At 73.4% G+C, this 2,982-nt stretch carries 4 protein-coding genes; 2 read left to right on the forward strand and 2 right to left on the reverse strand.

Features of this window, described 5'->3' with window-relative positions:
- Positions 1 to 244 precede the first annotated feature (244 nt).
- Positions 245 to 1,042 (forward strand): ferredoxin--NADP reductase, encoded by a 798-nt coding sequence (locus BKE38_RS29120; protein WP_076960600.1) that lies wholly within the window; start codon positions 245 to 247, stop codon positions 1,040 to 1,042.
- A gap of 18 nt (positions 1,043 to 1,060) precedes the next feature.
- Here the strand turns inward: BKE38_RS29120 and BKE38_RS29125 are convergent, their stop codons facing one another.
- Together BKE38_RS29125 and BKE38_RS29130 are read right to left on the reverse strand one after the other, a co-directional pair.
- A complete protein-coding gene (locus BKE38_RS29125) occupies positions 1,061 to 1,636 on the reverse strand; it encodes a hypothetical protein (protein ID WP_076960601.1) in 576 nt (191 codons plus the stop codon).
- On the reverse strand, positions 1,633 to 2,292 hold the full coding sequence (locus BKE38_RS29130) for a hypothetical protein (RefSeq protein ID WP_076960602.1): 660 nt from the start codon (positions 2,290 to 2,292) through the stop codon (positions 1,633 to 1,635). The genes BKE38_RS29125 and BKE38_RS29130 overlap by 4 nt, the downstream gene beginning before the upstream one ends.
- Before the next feature lie 191 nt (positions 2,293 to 2,483).
- Between BKE38_RS29130 and BKE38_RS29135 the strand changes: the two genes are divergently transcribed.
- Positions 2,484 to 2,870, forward strand: a complete 387-nt coding sequence (locus BKE38_RS29135) for a hypothetical protein (RefSeq protein ID WP_076960603.1) — start codon at positions 2,484 to 2,486, stop codon at positions 2,868 to 2,870.
- The last annotated feature ends 112 nt before the right edge of the window (positions 2,871 to 2,982 follow it).

Raw genomic sequence — 2,982 nt, forward strand, 5'->3', positions numbered from 1 at the left:
GAGCGTCAGATGTGTAGAAGAGATCGCCGCAGGGCCCGCCGGTGGGGGTGTCCCGGGAGAGGAGGTCTGGGGCGCGGGGGCGGCAGTGGCGCGGTCGGGGCTTGTCATGATAGGCCGAGGCTGGACCGCAACCCCGCCGCCGCGCAAGCCGTGCCGCCTGCCCCCGCGCATTTGCCCATCGCATTTCCTGCCCACCCCGGCGGGAAGCGCTTGTTCCGCGCAGAGACGAGACGATGTTCCGCCGATGAACGCCACGCCGCCCCCCGCCAACGCCGCCTTCTTCACCGAGACGGTGCAGCACGTCCACCACTGGACCGACCGCCTGTTCACCTTCCGCTGCACCCGCGACCCGGCCTTCCGCTTCCAGGCGGGGCAGTTCGCGATGATCGGGCTGATGGTCGACGGCAAGCCCTTGCTGCGCGCCTATTCCATGGCCAGCGCCGCCTATGACGACTTCTTCGAGTTCCTGTCGATCAAGGTGCCGGACGGGCCGCTGACCAGCCGGCTGCAGCACATCCAGCCCGGCGACCAGGTGCTGATCGGGCGCAAGGCGGTGGGGACGCTGGTGCCGGACAGCCTGCTGCCGGGCCGGACGCTGTGGATGCTGGGCACCGGCACCGGCCTCGCCCCCTTCATGTCGCTGGTCAAGGACCCGGAAGTCTTCGACCGCTTCGAGCGGGTCGTGCTGGTGCATGGCGTGCGCGAGGTCAAGGAGCTCGCCTACCAGGACTTCCTGTCCGACGAGATCCACCAGCACGAGCTGCTGGGCGAGCTGGTCGGCGACAAGCTGGTCTACTATCCGACCGTCACGCGCGAGCCGTTCCGCAACCAGGGGCGCGTCACCGACCTGATCCGCGCGGGCAGGCTGGAGGCGGATCTCGGCCTGCCGCCGATCTCCACCGAGGATGACCGCGTCATGCTCTGCGGCAGCCCGGAGATGCTGGCCGAGATGAAGACCATCCTCGAAGAGAAGGGCTTCAAGGAAGGCGCCGGCAACCGCCCCGGGCACTACGTGATCGAGAAGGCCTTCGTCGAAAAATGAAAGGAATCCCGCGGCCGGTCAGGCCGCGGGTGGGCTCGCCCAGGCGCGGATTTCCGCCTGTTGCGCCTCGCTGAGGTCGCGCCGGGGCAGCGGCAGGGCGATCGCCTGCAGCGCCGGGCCGAAGCGCAGGATCATCAGCGCCGGCAGCACCTCCAGGCTGTCCAGCCGGTCGCGGTCGAAGCTCCAGCAGAAGCCCTCGCCGCGGCAGGTCAGCCGGTCCGGGGCCAGCTCCAGCGCCACCGGGCCGAACAGCGGCTGCCGCGCCGGCTCGGCGGCATAGGGCGCCAGCAGCCGCCGCATCGCCGCCCGCGGCCAGGCCTGCTGGGCCAGCGCGATCACCGCCGCGACGCCCAGGATGCCGCCGGCGAGCCACAGCTCGAAAGCCTCCGGCGCCCGCCACAGCGACGGCTTGTCGCCCAGATGCCGCAGCAGGCCGTCGACCACGCGCAGGCTGGCCACGGCCAGCGCCGCCAGCCAGGCCCCCTGCAGCAGGGAGACCGCCGCCGGCAGCGCCACCGGCTGGCTGCGCGCCGAATCGAGCGCGATCAGCGCCGCCTGGTCCGCGGCCTTCCAGTCCAGCGACAGCCGGGTCACCAGATCGGCCCCCGGGCATGGCCGGCCACCCAGCCACGCAGCCGCTTCAGCCCGGCCTCGTCCAGCGCGGCGCGCGGCACCACCAGCAGGCAGCCGAAGCCGAAGCGCAGCACCAGCTGGCCGTCGCCCTCGATCATGCCGCGCAGCAGCGCCGCCTCGTAGCGCAGCACCCGGCCCTCGGACCGCCATTCGACATGCTCCCCGGCGACCAGCAGCCGGGCGGGCGCGGCGGGGGCGCCGGCCGGCAGCATCCGCGCCAGCTGCCGGCCGACCAGGCAGCGGATCATCCAGGGACGCAGCCGCGCCTCGGCCAGCCAGCCCAGCGCGGCGGCGGCGGCCAGCAGCAGCGCCAGTCCGGCGAAGGTGCCGCCATGCGGATGGGTGCCCTTCCACAGCGGCGTCTCGCCGGCCTGCAGGTGCAGCACCGCGCTCAGCATCACCAGCCCGCCCAGCAGCGCGCCGCCCAGCCCCGTCGCCACCGCATCCGCCTGCGCCCGCAGCGACAGGCGATGCCCGGCCAGCTGGTCGGCCCGGGTCATGGCGAAGCCTGCCTCCAGCAGCGGCGGCGCGCCGTTGCCGGGCGGCGGGACGGGGCGCGGGGCGGCGGCCCCAATGGAGGGGACAGAGCTGCGGCGGGCCTGCGGCGGCTGACCCATGCGGTGATTCCTCGATGTGACGCCCCAGCCATGCGGCGGCGCGGCGCGCGCGGCCAGTCACGAAGCCGCAAGCCGTTTCTCGCGCCGTGCAAGACTTCGTTGCTTCTTCGCCGGGGACTGAAACGAAGTCCCTGGCTAGTCTCTTCCAACGGCGGGCCAGGATCGGCCCGCCCCAGAACGGAAGGAATGCCATGCGCAAGATGCTGATGCTCGGGGCCGGGGCGCTGCTGCTCGGCGCTTCGGGCCTGGCCGTGGCCCAGACCACCACGCCGCCCGCCGCGCCGCAGGGCCAGGCCGCGACACCGCCGCCGCCCCCGCCGGGCGACCCCGCCGGTGGTCCAGGCGGCCCTGGCCGCCCACCCGGCCCGCCGCCGCATTTCGCGCATGGCGGCCCCATGGGTGGCCCCATGGGCGGCCCCGGCTTCGGCCATCGCCCGCCGCCGCCGCGTGGCGCCAGCTTCAAGCTGGAGCGCGGCGAGACCAGCATCTCGGTCCGCTGCGCCGAGAACGAGACCATGCAGGCCTGCGTCACCGCCGCCTCGGCCCTGCTGGACAAGATGAACAGCGTCAGCCGCTGATGCGCTCCGCCGGGGCGGGGCGTCCCCCTCCCCTCCCCCCTGGGCCCTGTCCCTTATCCAACTCCGACGCTGCCCACGATCTTACCCGTGTTGTTTCCCCTGGTCGCCCGAT

It is taken from the genome of Teichococcus deserti (genome assembly GCF_001982615.1).
Lineage (GTDB): Bacteria > Pseudomonadota > Alphaproteobacteria > Acetobacterales > Acetobacteraceae > Pseudoroseomonas > Pseudoroseomonas deserti.